4 protein-coding genes are annotated in these 15,120 nt (G+C 65.2%); 3 read left to right on the top strand and 1 reads right to left on the bottom strand.

The features are described from left to right. Positions 1-157: 157 nt before the first annotated feature. Complete coding sequence (locus L6D89_RS21175; RefSeq protein ID WP_236201083.1) at positions 158-9,478, bottom strand: retention module-containing protein; 9,321 nt, start codon at positions 9,476-9,478, stop codon at positions 158-160. A 482-nt stretch (positions 9,479-9,960) separates the two neighbouring features. Between L6D89_RS21175 and L6D89_RS21170 the strand changes: the two genes are divergently transcribed. The 3 genes from L6D89_RS21170 to L6D89_RS21160 all read left to right on the top strand — a co-directional run bounded on the left by L6D89_RS21170 (position 9,961) and on the right by L6D89_RS21160 (position 15,018). Continuing rightward, complete coding sequence (locus L6D89_RS21170; RefSeq protein WP_236175031.1) at positions 9,961-11,319, top strand: TolC family outer membrane protein; 1,359 nt, start codon at positions 9,961-9,963, stop codon at positions 11,317-11,319. A gap of 178 nt (positions 11,320-11,497) precedes the next feature. Continuing rightward, on the top strand, positions 11,498-13,660 hold the full coding sequence (locus L6D89_RS21165) for a type I secretion system permease/ATPase (protein WP_236175064.1): 2,163 nt from the start codon (positions 11,498-11,500) through the stop codon (positions 13,658-13,660). 5 nt (positions 13,661-13,665) lie between these two features. Next, positions 13,666-15,018, top strand: a complete 1,353-nt coding sequence (locus tag L6D89_RS21160) for an HlyD family type I secretion periplasmic adaptor subunit (RefSeq protein ID WP_236201082.1) — start codon at positions 13,666-13,668, stop codon at positions 15,016-15,018. Positions 15,019-15,120 lie beyond the last annotated feature (102 nt).

Below are 15,120 nucleotides of genomic sequence, written 5' to 3'. Positions count from 1 at the left end.
GAGGGTCTGGCCCCGAGCATAGGCGCCAGTGAGGACGCAGGGCGACGATCATTCACCAGCCGTATAGCCGAGCCCTGTTCCTCCCCATTGGCCGATACGCCGGGCCCAAACGAAACCGCCGCCCGGAGGCGGCGGTTTCGACTGGCGTCACACGGGGTCAGACGGTGTCGGTCTTGATCGCGTGGTCCCCCAGCAGGCCGGTGAGCACGGTCTGCGTATCTCCCGCCGAGAGCACGCCGCTGCCGGCATGGCCCGCGTACTTGGAGGCGAGGTCGACGTTGGCCAGGTCGACGGTCTGGGTGACGGCGCCACCGCTGGTGGGGCTGACGCCGATGGTGGTGGTGCCGGCGCTGACCGAGAAGGTCAGGTAGTGCGCCAGCGACGAGGCGGTGGCGGTTTCCCCTTGCAGCAGGTCGGCGAAGTTCAGCACGTCGTGCTCGGCGATGTTGAAGTCCTTGATCACATCGTGACCGGTATCGCCGGACTTCCAGATGAACTCATCCGCACCGGTGCCGCCGTACATGATGTCGTCGCCGGGCCCGCCGATCAGCTTGTCGTTGCCACCCTGGCCGAACATCAGGTCATTGCCCGGGCCGCCCTCGAGGATGTCGTCACCGCCGCGGGTGTCACCGGCGACGTTGAACTGATCCGCGTGCTGGACGATGTAGTTGCTGATCGTCGCCGCCGTCGGCGCCGTGCCATTGGTCGCGGTCAGGTAGTCCACCAGCGCCTGGAAGCCCTGGCCGTTGTGCGTGCCGGCGGCATGCCCGGCCCAGGCCAGTTGGTCGGTGTTGATGACATCGCCGAAGATGATGTCGTTACCCGCACCGCCGACCAGGTGGTCGTTGCCCACCGTCGCCGGTGTGCTGGTGCTGAAGCCTTCCTGCAGCGCCGCCTGCAACTGCTCGGCGGTGTTGATGATCTGCGGCTGGCCGACCGAGTTGGTGAGGGTAGTGCCATCGACGCTGGTGCCGACAGTACCGGTGGTGTTGGTGTTGTCGAAGTAGCGCAGGTAGTCGCTGTTGATGCCGCTGCCGATACCGATGGCGTTGACGCTCACCGAGTTGTCGCCGACCAGGGCGCCGTCATGGTGCAGCATGTCGTGCCCGGAAGTGAGCGCGACGTTCATGTCGTTGTAGTTGGTGCTGCTGCCACTGCCGGCGTTGCCGTTGTAGACAGTGGGGTTGCCGTCGGTGAGGAAGAACGCCAGGTTGACGTAGCCGTGGGCGGCATCGGCATGGTTGGTATTGACCTGACTGTTGAACCACGCCGAGGCCTTCTGCATGGCATCGTCGTAGTTGGTCGCACCGTTTGCGCTGAGGGCATTGATCGCTGCGATCAGCAAGGTCACGTTGGCTGTGGTCAGGCCGTTGAAGCTGGTGCTCTTGGCGGTGTCGGCGAACGACACCAGGTTGACGTTGATGACCCCGTCATGCCCCTTGATGGTGTTCACCAGGTTGATCAGCGCGTTCTTCGCCAGGGCCATGCGCGACATACCGCTGCCGGAGGCGTCGGACATGCTGGTGGAGGTGTCGACGATCAGCGAGATGTTGTAGTTCTTGCCCGGCTGGGTATAGACCGAGACTCCGCCGGCATCACCGATCAGTACGTCGTTACCGCCACTGCCATTGATCTGCCCGGCCTTGTCCGCATCCAGCGGGCTGGGAACGGTGTGCAGGACCGAAGAGCCATCGACATCACCGGCGTTGCTGCCGACCACCAGAATGGGCTGGCCGTACTGCAGGCAGATATTGAGGTTGGCCGACGCCGTGTCGCCGTCGCCATCGACAATGGTGTACTTGAACACCTCGCTGATCTGCCCGCTTTCCGGGAAGGCCACGCCCGCCTTAGAGGCGTAGGTGTAGTCACCGGCATGGTGCCCCGCCACATCCTTGAGGTACACGGTCAGCGTGCCGCTGCTGGTCTGGATGGTCAGCAGGCCGGTACTGCTGCTGTAGCTGCCGGTCGCGCTGGTCGCGCTGGGGTTGACGTTGGTGAAGTTGCCCGAGGCATCCACGGCAAACTTCTCGCCGCCGAACTCGACCTGGCTGATGCGCACGGTTCCGTCGGCGCTCACCGGCACATCGTTGGCCAGCAGGTTGCCGCTGACCGAGTCGATGGTCACCAGGTTCTGCAGGGTAGCGGTGAGGTCGCTGGGCTGGGTGACGATGATCGGCGTGCCCTTGCCATCGATGCCCACCAGGTCGGCGTTGGTGATCGAAGTGCCCAGGCCCACGGCGTAGGCATCGACGTGGTTGGTGGCGTCGTTGTTGTCACCGTCCGGGTTGGCCAGGAATGCCTTCCACTGGGTGATGGCGCTGCTGGTGTTGCCTTCGTTGGGCTGACCATCGGAGATGAAGTACACCCGGTTGATCGCCGCCGGGTCATGGCCGCTGGCGGTGATATCGGAGGTGACGTTGGTCTTGGCCAGGTTCAGCGCGACCTGGTAGTTGGTGTTGTCCTCGGTCTGCAGGCCGTTGATCTTGTTCACCAGGGAGGTGTACTGAGCGTCGGAGCTGCCGCTGAAGTTGAAGTCGCCGAGGTCCTTGGCAGTGCTGGCGAAGGTCAGCAGCGACACGTGGATGGCGATGCCCATGGCCGCATACTGCTGCACCAGGTTGACCAGCGCCGCCTTGGCGTTGGCCAGTTTGTCGCCCTGCATGCTGCCGGAAACGTCCACCACCAGGGTCAGGTTCACCGCCGGCGGCGCCTGCTGCACCAGGCAGCGCGGCGAATCGTCCACCGCCGTCGGGCCGTCGTCGAGGAAGTTCAGCTTGCTGCCCAGGTCGACGCTGACGGACTTCGAATCACCGTCGCCATCGGTCACCGTGGCGGTCAGGCCGATCTTGCCGTTGGCCAGGCTCAGCGAATCGTTCGGGTCATTGGCATTGGGATGCTTGAGGGCCAGCTGCTGGTCGAGCTTGACCACGCCACTGCTGTCGAGCGTCACCTTGAAGGCCGTCGCCCCGCTGGTGCTGCCCACCCGGCCTTCGACCTGCGTATCGCTGACCTTGACCAGCACGATGTTCTGCCCGTCAGTGGTCTGCAGGCCGCTCTGGGTACCGCTGGTAGCCGTCAGGCTATAGGTAGTGCTGCCGCCATCGGCGCCGGGGTTGGCGTTGAACGCGGTGCTGAAGTTGGCGCTGGCATCGGTGCTCAGGTTGCTTTCATCGACCGTCAGCGTCGGCACGGCGCTGTTGTCCACGCTGATGCTCGGACCATCGTCGAGGAAGGTCAGCTTGCTGCCCAGCTCCAGGCTCGCCGACTGGGAGTCGCCATCGCCGTCGGTGATGGTCGCGACCAGGGCGATCTTGCCGGTAGCGATACTCAGTGCATCGTTCGGGTCGGTAGAGATCAGATGCTTGAAGGCCATCTGCTGGTCGAGGGTCACGCTGCCGTTGTTCACCGTCACGGTGAAGGCAATGGCGCCACCGCTCCCACCGACACGACCGACCACGCCACCGTTTTCGTTGAACAGGAAGATCTTGTCGCCGTTGGTCACGCGCAGGCCGCTGTCGCTTCCGTCGGCCGCCGCCACCACCTTGTACACCAGCGATCCCGCACCGTCGGCGCCGTAGCTGCTGGTGAACAGGCTGGTGACATTGGCGCTGGCATCGCTGCCCAGGTTCGACTCGTCCACGGTCAGCGCCGGGGCACCTTGCGAACTGGCGGTGATGCTCGGGCCATCGTCATGGAAGATCAACTGGCTGCCCAGTTCGACACTGGCGCTGTGCGAGTCGCCGTCGCCATCGGTGATGGTGGCGGTGAGGCTGATCTTGCCGCCGGCGATGCTCAGCACGTCGTCCGGGTTGGCTCCGTCCGGATGCTTGAGCGCCATCTGCTGGTCGAGGGTGACGTTGCCGTTGTTCACCGTCACGGTGAAGGCGATGGCGCCGCCGGCCCCACCGACGCGGCCGACCACGCCACCGTTTTCATTGAACAGGTAGACCTTGTCGCCATTGGTGACGCTCAGGCCGCTGTCGCCGCCTTGGCTGCTGGCAACCACCTTGTACACCAGCGAGCCTGCGCCGTCCGCGCCGTAGCTGCTGGTGAAGAGGCTGCTGACGCTGGCACTGGCATTGGCGTTCAGGTTGCTCTCGTCCACCACCAGCGCCGGACCATTGGCCTGGTTGGCGACGATGCTCGGCCCGTCGTCGTGGAAGATCAGCTTGCTGCCCAGGTCGATGCTGGCGCTCTGATGGTCGCCGTCGCCATCGGTGATGGTGGCCGTCAGGGTGATCTTGCCGGTCACCAGGCTCAGCGTTTCATCGTCGTTGTGGCTGTCCGGGTGGATGAAGGCGACACGCTGCTCCAGGGTCAGCGCACCGCCATCGGGGCGTACCACGAAGGCGATGGTGTTGCTGCCCTCGACCTTGCCGACCACCCCGTTGCCGTCGTTGAACAGCAGGATGTGCGCGCCGTCGGCGCTTGCACGCAGGCCGCTGTCGGTTCCGTCCTGGGCCACGCTGACCTTGTAGGTAACGCTTCCCGCACCATCGGCGCCGAAGCTGGTGGTGAACAGTTGCGACACCAGCGACGCCTCGACACGCGCGGCGCTGCCAAGGGTGGACTCATCCACCACCAGGCTGATATCGGCATCGGTACACGGCTGGATGCTGGGGCCATCGTCGAGGAAGGTCAGCTTGCCACCCAGGTCGACGCTGGCCGAGGCATGGTCGCCATCGCCATCGGTAATGGTCGCGGTGAGGCTGATCTTGCCGGCGCCGATGCTCAGCGGATCGTTGGAGTCGGTGGTGATCAGATGCACCAGCGCGCGCTGCTGGTCGAGAGTGATGACGCCGTTCTGCTGGGTGACGCTGAACGCCACCAGGCTGGTGCCCTCCACGCGCCCTTCGACGCCATTGGCAGTGTTGTAGAGGAAGATCTTGCTGCCGGTGGCGGTGTCCTTCAGGCCACTGTCGATACCCTCGGTGGTAGTCAGCTTGTAGGTGATGCCACCAGCCCCGTCATTGCCGAAGTGGCTGCTGAACAGCGCCGCCACGTCACTGGCCGAGGCACTGGCGGCAACGCCCAGCTGGGTCTCGTCCACCGTCAGCCTGATGTCGGCGGTGGTGCAGGGTTCGATGCTCGGACCATCGTCGTAGAACACCATCTTGCTGCCCAGGTCGACGTAGGCCGAGGCATGGTCACCGTCCCCATCGGTGATGGTCGCGGTGAGGGTGATCTTGCCGTTCTCCAGGCGCAGCGGTTCATCCGAGTTGTTCGGATTGCCGTGCACCAGCGCCAGGCGCTGGTCGAGCATCAGCGCACCGTTGTCCTCGCTGACGACGAAGGCGATGGCGTTGCTGTGCTCGACGCGGCCGACCACCGTGCCGTTCTCGTTGTAGAGGAAGATGCGGTCACCGCTGGCGGTCTCGCGCAGGCCGCTGTCGCTGCCATCCACGGTGCTCACCTTGTAGGTGATGCTGCCCGCGCCATCGGCACCGAAGTGCGACTCGAACAGCAGCGAAACCAGGCTCGACTCGACGCGCGCATCGCTGCCGAGGTTGGACTCGTCCACTTCCAGGCTGATGTCGTAGATGCTCGAAGGGGCGATGCTCGGGCCGTCATCGAGGAAGGTCAGCTTGCTGCCCAGGTCGATGCTGGCGCTCTGGTGATCGCCGTCGCCATCGGTAATGGTCGCCGTCAGGGTGACCTGGCCATCCAGGTGCAGGGCGTCGTCGGGATTGGTGGTATCCGGATGCGCCATCGCGCGCAGTTGTTCCAGGGTGACCTTGCCATCAGCATCGATGCCCACGCGGAAGGCGACCGTACTGGTTCCCTCCAGGCGCCCCTCGACACCGTTGGCCGTGTTGTAGAGGAAGATCCTGCTGCCGGTGGCGGTATCCTTCAGGCCACTGTCGGTGTTGTCGGCGGCGCTCAGTTTGTAAACGATGCTGCCGGCACCGTCGGCGCCGTAGTGGGCGTTGAACAGATCGGCCACGCTCAGGCTGCTGGTATCCGCCTGGCCCAGGTGGGTTTCGTCCACCGTCAGCTTGATGTCGGCATCCTTGCACGGCTCGATGCTCGGGCCATCGTCGAGGAAGGTCAGCTTGCTGCCCAGGTCGATGTGCGCCGAGGAGCTGTCGCCATCCTTGTCGGTGATGGTGGCAGTCAGGGTGAGCGTATTCGGGTCGAGGCTGACCCCGTCATTGGCGTCACCGGGGTTCGGGTGAACCACCGCGCGCAGCTGGTCGAGGGTGACCTTGCCATCCGGATCGAGGGTTACCCGGAAGGCCACGTCGGCGCTGGTGCCGACTCGCCCTTCCACACCATTGAGGGTGTTGAAGAGGAATATCTTCTCGCCGGTGGCGGTGTCCTTCAGGCCGCTGTCGGTACCGTCGGTGGCGCCCACCTTGTAGGTGATGGAGCCCGCGCCGTCAGCGCCGAAGTGCGTGGTGAACAGGTCGGCCACGCTGGTGCTGCTGGTGTCGGTGACGCCCAGGTGGGTTTCGTCCACCGTCAGCTTGATGTCGGCATCCTTGCACGGCTCGATGCTCGGGCCGTCGTCGAGGAAGGTCAGCTTGCTGCCCAGGTCGATGTGCGCCGAGGAGCTGTCGCCATCCTTGTCGGTGATGGTGGCGGTCAGGGTGAGCGCATTCGGGTCGAGGCTGACCCCGTCATTGGCGTCACTGGGGTTCGGGTGAACCACCGCGCGCAGCTGGTCGAGGGTGACCTTGCCGTCCGGATCGAGGGTGACCCGGAAGGCCACATCGGCGCTGGTGCCGACTCGCCCTTCCACGCCATTGATGGTGTTGAAGAGGAAGATCTTCGCGCCGGTGGCGGTGTCCGTCAGGCCGCTGTCGGTGCCATCGGTGGTGCCCACCTTGTAGGTGATGGAGCCCGCGCCGTCAGCGCCGAAGTGCGTGGTGAACAGGTCGGCCACGCTGGTGCTGCTGGTGTCGGTGACGCCCAGGTGGGTTTCGTCCACCGTCAGGTGCAGGCCCTCGGTGTTGCCCACGGAAATGCTCGGACCGTCATCGAGGAAGGTGAGCCTGCTGCCCAGGTCGAGGCTGCTGCTCTGGTGGTCGCCATCGGCGTCGGTCACGGTGGCGGTCAGGCTGATCTTGCCGGTACCCAGGCTCAGCGGATCGTTCGAGTCGGTGGCGTCCGGATGGACCAGCGCGCGCAGTTGATCGAGGGTGATCTTGCCGTCGGTGCCCAGGGTCACGCGGAAGGCGACTGCACCGTCGGCGCCGCCCACCCGGCCTTCGACACCATTGGCGGTGTTGAACAGGAAGATCTTGTCGCCGGTAGCGGTGTCCTTCACCCCGCTGTCGGTGTTGTCGGTCGCGGACACCTTGTAGGTGACCGAGCCGGCACCGTCAGCGCCAAACTGGACGTTGAACAGATCGCCTGCGCCGACCGTGCTGGTGGCAGCCTGGCCGAGGTTGGTCTCGTCCACCGTCAGGTGCAGGCCCTCGGTGTTGCCCACGGAAATGCTCGGGCCATCATCGAGGAAGGTGAGCCTGCTGCCCAGGTCAAGGCTGGCGCTCTGGTGATCGCCGTCGGCGTCGGTCACGGTGGCGGTCAGGCTGATCTTGCCCTCGCCCAGACTCAGCGGATCGTTCGAGTCGGTGGCGTCCGGGTGCACCAGGGCGCGCACCTGGTCGAGGGTGATCTTGCCATCGGCACCCAGGGTCACGCGGAAGGCGACTGCGCCGTCGGCACCGCCCACCCGGCCTTCGACACCATTGGCGGTGTTGAACAGGAAGATCTTGTCGCCAGTGGCGCTGTCCTTCACGCCGCTGTCGGTGTTGTCAGTGGCACTGACCTTGTAGGTAATCGAGCCGGCACCGTCTGCGCCGAACTGCGCATTGAACAGGTCGCCCGCGGCGACGCTGCTGGTGGCCGCCTGGCCGAGGCTGGTTTCGTCCACCGTCAGGTGCAGGCCCTCGGTGTTGCCCACCGCAATGCTCGGGCCATCGTCGGTAAAGCTCACGCGGCCGCCGAGGTCGATGGAGCTGCTGGAGGAAACGCTGTCGCCGTCGCGGTCGGTGACCGTCAGGTTGCCCTGCAGTTGCACCAGGCCGGAATCGAGCACTGCGGTCTGGCTGGCATAGCCGCTTTCACTGCCCGGCAGGGCATGATCGATGGCGCTGTACTGGGTCAGGGTGACCACACCGGTGCTGCCGTTCACCGACAGGCTGAAGATGGTGTTCTCGCCGCTGATGCCGGCGGCGCTGGCCGAGGTGGAGGCGACGATGGCGCCGCCCACGCTGTACAGGTAAATAGTCGCGCCGCCGCTGGTCAGGCCCGAGTTGGCGCCGTTACCGCCGACCAGGTTCAGGCTGTAGCTCATCTCGGTAGTGCCGGCGCCGTCACCGCCATAGTTGGCGGTCACCTTGAACGCCGCGCTGTAGTCGGCGCTGGAGGTGTCGAACGCCGCCCCGATGGTGTTGGCGTCATGGGTCTGCAGCAGCACGTCCACGCCATTGTCGGCGGACAGGCTGGCCTGCGGCGCGTCGTCGACGATACCCACGGTCAGGGTACCGTTGGCCGAGGTGCCGTTGCCATCGGTGATGGTGTAGGGAACATCGAAAGTCAGCGTGTCCTCGGAACCCTTCACCGGGTGATCCACCGGCTGCAGCAGGGTGACCTCGAAGGCGCCGGTGTTGATATTGGTGAGGGTGATGGTGAATACCGGCGTGCCATTGGCGCTGCCGGTGAGCACATGGCCGTCAGGGCTGACGCTGTAGGTGATGGCGACACCACCCGAGGTCAGGCTGGGTAGCCCCGCAGTGCCCCAGGCGAAGCTGCCGACACCATCGCTTCCGAAGTTGTAGCCCAGGCTGCCGGAGTAGCTCGCGCCCTCACCGGCACCATCGGGAATCCCGCCGGGCAAGCCGGCCTCGAATACGCTGGCACCGCCAGGGCCGCTGGGGCCGGCGCTCGGCTGGCCATCCGGCGGCACCACCTCCGGCGGCGTAACGGCCTCGGCGCGAGGCTGCGGGACACCGTCGAACTCACGCAGGGGCAACGGGCCCGAGCCGATCGGGCCGGTGGGGAAGCCGATATTCGGGTCAATGTGCCCGCCCACCTCGGTCAGCAGCACGAAGGAGTGCCCGCCGCCTGGCTTGTTGTTGGCCGCGCCTGCGGCACTGGGCCCTGCGGCAGTGGCTTCGGCTTGCTGGGTCGGGTCGGCGCCCGCGGCGATGGCCGCCTGCAGCGCCTTGACGTCGGTGACGTCCTGCTTGGTCGGCGTCGCCGGCTGTTGCTGGGCAACCGCCTGGTCGCCCTGCTCCGCCTGGTGCGCGGCGGAAAGCATCTGCGAGGTCAGCGGCAGCGAGCTGTCACGCCCCAGCGTGATCTCGCCGCCTCCTGCGACCTTCAGCGCGACTGCGCCATTGGCGCCGGTGACCAGCTGCTCACCGACAAAAACCTTGTCTCCCTGTTCCAAAGGACGACGCGATCCATCGGCGGCTACCGCAAACACTTCGCCGATTACCTTGCTGACGACACCCATCAAAGTAGCCATGAGTCCTTCCTCCGCTGCACATCCCGCGGTCGGTTCCACCGACGCGCGATTGACCGAAACAGGCCATGGCACCGCTTGTATCGGGATGCTGCGAAGAAAGTTGCGAAGAGGGCAAAAAGGACTGCTAGCGTTTTTGCATCAAAAAGCCAGCGACAATTTTTTGTCATGCTGGCCACGCGTTTTCTTGTCCTTCTGCGGTGGTCCCCGCCCTAACTGCTACAAACCGTACCTGGCTTCTTCTGCAAGCGCCTTATCCGGCCCATACCCAGGAAACACGAGGGCTTGCACGTTCAAACAATGTGCTGCTTTTCACAGGGCTCATAAGATTTTTTCCGAATAACCCTTGTGAAAAATTCTTCTGAGGTTTTCGAAAAGTTGTTCTTAGCTCTGATGTTACAGGCGTGAAACGCTTGATAAGAGAAAAAAGCCAATAAATTGGCGATCCAAGAGCATCGAAGTACAAGAACACCAGGAGCAAAGCCATGCGCAGTCGTAACGCGGCACTATGGAGCGGTGTATTTTTGGCGGTGTCGGGGACTCATGGGCAAGCCATGACGCTGACCGAAGCTATACAAAGCACGCTGCAATACCACCCGGAAATCAGCCAGAGCGTAAACAGCCGCCTCACCGCGGATGAAGAACTGAAATTCGCCAGGGGCGGCTACCTGCCGACCGTCGATCTTGTCGCGGGCTACGGCCGCGAGAACACCGACAGCCCCACCACCCGCGCAGCGGGCAACCACAACGATGAAACCCTGACCCGGGGTGATGCCGAGATTCGTCTGCGGCAGATGCTGTTCGACGGCTTCGGCACGCCCAACGAGGTCAAGCGCAACGAGTCCAACGTCAATTCCAAGGCCTTCCGAATCCTCGGCACCTCGGAAACCGCGGCCCTGCGCACCGTCGAGGTCTACCTCGAAGTGCTCAAGCGCCGCGAGATGGTGGCCCTGGCGAAGAACAACCTGCAGGCCCACGAACGCATTGGCGACCAGATCCGTCTGCGCAGCGAGCGCGGCGTCGGCAGTACCGCCGACAACGACCAGGCCATCGCCCGTCTGGCCCTGGCGCAGAACAACCTCTACACCGAGGAAGTGAACCTGGCCGACGCCGAGGCGAATTTCTACAGCGCCACCGGACGCATGCCCGACCAGCTGGAAGCGCCCTCCACGGTCAAGGCGGAAGTTCCGCCGGACCTGCTGGTAGCCCGGCAGAACATGCTCAGCGACAACCCGCTGCTGAAATCGGCACAAGCCGATGTCAACGCCGCCGAAGCCCAGTACGAGGCCGCCAAGGCGCCCTTCTACCCGCGTTTCGACGCTGAGCTGGCCAAGGCGGCCAACAACAACGTCGATGGCGACGAAGGCCACTACAACAGCTGGGAAGCCCAGGTGGTGATGCGCTACAACCTGTTCAACGGGATGCGCGACAAGGCCCACCTGAACGCCACCTCGCACCAGATCAATGAGGCTCAGGACGTCCGCAACAACGCGCTGCGGCTGCTCAACGAGAACCTCTCGCTGGCCTGGGACGCGATGGAAAACTCCAAGAAACAGACCCAGCCGGCACGTGAATACGCCGACTACACCCGCAAGGTGCGCGAGGCGTACCAGCAACAGTTCACCCTCGGCCAGCGCACCCTGCTCGACCTGCTGGACAGCGAGAACGAACTGTTCACCGCCAACCGTCGCTACACCGAAGTGCGCTACACCGAGGAGTACTCGATGTACCGCGTGCTCGGCAGCATGGGCGCGCTGCTGAAGTCCCAGCACGTGGTGGCGCCGCACGAAGCCGTAGCGCTGTCGGATGTGAAAAACGAGGCACGCCTGCCTGACCTGAAATAAGAAAGTCGCTCGCGTCCGTCCCTGTGCCCTGCGCCGCCCGGCGCCGGGCTGACGACCGTGAAGCGATACGACGGGGCATGGATAACCCGACGACCGGAGTGGCCGGGCGAACACCTGCAAGTGTTCGCCCGGCACGGTTGACGCGGGTGGGCCCGGCCCGGGAGGAAGTAGCGTGACCATGATCATCCAGGAGCGCGGCACACCCGCGCCGGGCGATCCGCGCCTGAGCCATGACGACCCCCTGCTCGACGGACTGCTGATCCTCTGCCGGCTGCATGGCTGCGCGGTGAGTCGCAACAGCCTGGCCGCCGGCTTGCCGCTGCCCAACCAGCGCCTCTCCGCCAACCTGCTGCCACGCGCCGCCGCACGTGCCGGGCTGCAGGGGCGACTGCTGCGCCGCGAGCTGAAGAGCATCTCCAACCTGAACCTGCCGGTCCTGCTGCTGCTCAACGACGGCCGCAGCGCCGTGCTGCGCCAATGGCGCGACGACGGCCAGGCGCTGATCCTGCCCTGTGAAACCGAAGGCGGCGAACAGGCCGTCAGCGCCGACGAACTGGCTGCGCAGTACAGCGGCCAGGCACTCTTCGCTCGCCCGCGCCACGAACTGGAAGCGGCGCGCAAGCCGCTGGTGCCGCGCGTCGAGGCCTGGTTCCGCGACACCCTGCGGCTGTCGCGCTGGCTCTACACCGATGCCCTGGTTGCCAGCCTGCTGATCAACCTGCTGGGCATGCTGGTGCCGCTGTTCGTCATGCAGACCTACGACCGCGTAGTGCCCAACCAGGCGCTGTCGACCCTCTGGGTGCTCGCGGCCGGCCTGCTGATCGGCACCATGTTCGAGCTGCTGCTGCGCGTGCTGCGCTCCAACCTGCTGGACATGGCCGGCAAGAAGACCGACGTGGTCCTTTCCGCCACCCTGTTCGAACGCATCACCGGCATGTCGCTGAAGGCCAAGCCCGAGACCGTCGGCGGCTTCGCCCAGAGCATCCATGACTTCCAGGGCCTGCGCGAATTCCTCACTGCGCTGACCCTGACCAGCCTGATCGACCTGCCTTTCTCGCTGCTGATGATCCTGGTCATCGGCCTGCTCGGCGGCTGGCTGGTGGCCGTGCCGCTGCTGGCCTTCCCCATCACCATCGTGTTCGCCCTGATCATCCAGAGCCGCCTGCGCGACACCGTACAGAAGAGCCTGACCCTGGGCGCCGAACGCCAGGCCCTGCTGATCGAGACCCTCGGCGGCCTGGAAACCCTCAAGGCCTGCGGCGCCGAGAGCGAGCGCCAGTACCGCTGGGAAGCCACCCACGGCGCCCTGGCGCGGTTGGACAACCACGCGCGCTTCCTCTCCGCGCTGGCCACCAACGGCACCCTGTTCCTGCAGCAGTTCGCCGGCCTGGCGATGATCTGTGCCGGGGTCTACAGCATCCTCGACGGCAACCTCAGTGTCGGCGCGCTGGTCGCCAGCTACATGCTCAACAGCCGCGTGCTCGCGCCGCTGGGGCAGATCGCCGGGCTGATCACCCGCTACCAGCAGGCGCGCCTGACCATGAAGAGCACCGATGCGCTGATGGAGCTGCCGCAGGAGCGCCAGGCCCGCCAGCGCCCGCTGGAGCGCACCCAGCTGCACGGTGCGCTGGAGGTCCGCCAACTGAGCTTCAGCTACCCGGAGCAGACCATTCCGGCGCTGAACCACGTCAGCCTGCGCCTGGCCCCCGGCGAGAAAATCGGCATCATCGGCAAGAGCGGCTCGGGCAAGAGCACCTTCGGCCGGCTGCTGATGGGCTTCTATCACCCGGACGAAGGGCAGATCCTCCTCGACGGCCTGGACCTGCGCCAACTCGACGTCTCCGACCTGCGCCAGCAGATCGGCTACGTGGCCCATGACCTGCCGCTGCTGGCCGGCAGCCTGCGCGACAACCTGACCCTCGGCGCACGCTACGTCAGCGATGCGCGGATGCTCGAAGTGGCCGAGCTGACCGGCGTCAGCGAACTGGCCCGGCAACACCCGGCCGGCTTCGACCGCCCGGTGGGCGAGCGCGGCCAGTTGCTCTCCGGCGGCCAGCGCCAAGCGGTGCTGATGGCCCGCGCGCTGCTGCTCGACCCACCGATCCTGCTGCTCGACGAACCCACCAGCGCCATGGACAACAGCAGCGAGGAAATCCTCCGCAAGCGCCTGCACGAAGCCTGCCGCGACAAGACCCTGCTGCTGGTCACCCACCGTACCTCGATGCTCAGCCTGGTCGACCGCCTGCTGGTGCTCGACAGCGGCCGGATCGTCGCCGACGGCCCGAAAGACGCGGTCATCGAAGCATTGCGCAAGGGCCACGTCGGCCCGGCAGCGGGGTAATGGCCATGCACTTTTCGCAATCGATCCGCGGCTACCTGGGCGGCAACGGCGCCCGCGACACCGAATTCATGCCCGAGGTCCAGGGCACCCTGCTGGAAGACTCGCCCAATGCCACGCGCATCACCCTCTGGGCCGCGCTCGGGTTGCTGGTGGCGGCCATCACCTGGGCCTACTTCGCCGACATCGAGGAAGTGACCAAGGGCGAAGGCAAGGCCATCCCCTCCTCCAAGGTGCAGACCATCCAGAACCTGGAGGGTGGCATCGTCTCGGAAATCTTCGTCCGCGAGGGCCAGGTGGTGAACAAGGGCCAGCCACTGCTGCGCCTGGACGACACGCGTTTCTCCTCCAACAAGGGCGAGACCGAGGCCGACCGCAACTCCCTGGAAGCCCGCGTGGAACGCCTGAAAGCGGAAGCCGACGGGCGCACGCCGGACTTCACCGACGACCTGAAGAAAGCCGCACCGCAGGTAGTGGAAGACCAGATGGCGCTGTACCAGACCCGCATGCAGCGGCAGAGCAGCGAGCTGAACATTCTCCAGGAACAACTGCGGCAGAAGACCCAGGAACTGCAGGAGTTCCGCGCCAAGACCCAGCAGTACCGTTCGAGCCTCGGGCTGGTGCAGCAGGAAATCAACATGTCCGAGCCGCTGGTGAAGGCCGGCGCGGTGTCCCCGGTGGAATTGCTGCGCCTGCGCCGCAGCGCGGTGGAGATCAGCGGTGACCTCAACGCCACCAACCTGGCCATTCCCCGCGCCGAGGCGGCGGTGAACGAGATCCAGCGCAAGGTGGAGGAATCGAAGCTGGGCTTTCGCAGCGACGCGCTGAAAGAACTCAACGACGTGCGCACCGACCTCAACAAGCTCACCGCCACCAGCCGCGCGATCGACGACAAGGTCAACCGCACCCTGGTGGTCGCGCCCATGCGCGGCATCGTCAAGCAGCTCAAGGTCAACACCATCGGCGGCGTGGTGCAGCCGGGCAACGACATGGTGGAAATCGTCCCGCTGGAGGACAACCTGCTGGTGGAGGCGCGAGTGCGCCCGCAGGATATCGCCTTCCTCCACCCCGGCCAGCCGGCCACGGTGAAGTTCACCGCCTATGACTACACCATCTACGGCGGGCTCAAGGCCAAGCTGGAAGTGATCAGCGCCGACACCATCACCGACGACAAGGGCAACAGCTTCTACATGATCCAGGTGCGCACCGACAAGAATCACCTGGGCACCGACGCCAAGCCCCTGCTGATCATCCCCGGCATGGTGGCGACGGTGGACATCATCACCGGCGAGAAGAGCGTGCTGGATTACATCCTGAAGCCGGTGCTGAAGGCGCGGTGGGAGGCACTGCGGGAGCGGTAAGCCCAGCATTTGCGAGCACGCTCGCTCCTACAGGTGCCAGGTGCCTCATGCAGGAGCGAGCTTGCTCGCAGATGCTGGGCTTCTGTCTCTTGTACACCTCTC

Origin of the sequence: Pseudomonas pseudonitroreducens (assembly GCF_021603645.1) — a bacterium.
GTDB lineage: Bacteria > Pseudomonadota > Gammaproteobacteria > Pseudomonadales > Pseudomonadaceae > Pseudomonas > Pseudomonas pseudonitroreducens.
The sequence above is the reverse complement of the archived record's forward strand: the minus strand, read 5'-3'. Positions and strand labels throughout refer to the sequence as shown.

Coding starts and splice junctions, on each gene's coding strand:
- L6D89_RS21175 (WP_236201083.1), bottom strand. CDS start 9,478: ATGGCTACTTTGATGGGTGTCGTCAGCAAGGTAATCGGCGAAGTGTTT.
- L6D89_RS21170 (WP_236175031.1), top strand. CDS start 9,961: ATGCGCAGTCGTAACGCGGCACTATGGAGCGGTGTATTTTTGGCGGTG.
- L6D89_RS21165 (WP_236175064.1), top strand. CDS start 11,498: ATGATCATCCAGGAGCGCGGCACACCCGCGCCGGGCGATCCGCGCCTG.
- L6D89_RS21160 (WP_236201082.1), top strand. CDS start 13,666: ATGCACTTTTCGCAATCGATCCGCGGCTACCTGGGCGGCAACGGCGCC.